This window comes from Tenacibaculum soleae (assembly GCF_001693415.1).
In the GTDB taxonomy this organism is placed as follows: domain Bacteria; phylum Bacteroidota; class Bacteroidia; order Flavobacteriales; family Flavobacteriaceae; genus Polaribacter; species Polaribacter soleae.
The window spans coordinates 1-697 of the sequence record NZ_MAKX01000033.1 but is presented as its reverse complement, the minus strand read 5'-3'; the positions used below and the strand labels follow the sequence as shown (position 1 = coordinate 697).

The following is a 697-nucleotide window of genomic DNA, read 5'->3' as shown; positions in this document are numbered from 1 at the left end:
TGGGTAACGTTTTTGTGTTATGGAAAGTTGCTGTTTTGTGCGCGAGGAATTTTCCACTGGAAAATTCCAAAGTTGCAAAAACGCAACGACCTTTGGTAAAGTACTAATTTAAGCAATTTTTTATACACAGTGTTGGGCACTGTTATTTTACCATTTTCAATTCATCATTCATTTGATTTCTGAAATAGAAGTAAGTAAATATGTAAAAAGGAAGTCCTAAAAAAACATATATTAAAATACTACTTGAATCATTTTTCTTTCCTATTTCTCTATAAAATTCATTTTGATTCATAAACGACTTAATTATGAATACAAAGTATAATAATATTGAAATCCAATTAATTATTAGAATTGTTGAGGCTAATAATTCAGAGTTTCGTGTGAAAACAGTAACAAGAATATTCGTAATCAATACTATTCCGTAAAGTATAAAAGCAATTTTTGAGTTCCAACTAAATAATTTATGTATTCCTTTTGCTGATTCGTAAGAGTGGTTTTCAAAATTCCCAGTTAATTCCAGTTGTTCTTTATTAATTCCTCTTTTTTCTAAAATTCCAACTGCAATATTTCTCAAATCATTATCATAACCATATTGCTTATAATTTTTAACAATATCAATCAACTTTCCGTTTTCAAATGATTCAAGTTTTGAGTTTATGTTTGTCATTTCTTAATTTCGTTCTAATAGTGCCCAACG

At 27.5% G+C, this 697-nt stretch carries 1 protein-coding gene; it reads right to left on the bottom strand.

The annotated features are described in order from the left end of the window. Positions 1 to 142: 142 nt before the first annotated feature. A complete protein-coding gene (locus tag BA195_RS12490; protein WP_068705978.1) occupies positions 143 to 667 on the bottom strand; it encodes a hypothetical protein in 525 nt (174 codons plus the stop codon). Between the last annotated feature and the right edge of the window lie 30 nt (positions 668 to 697).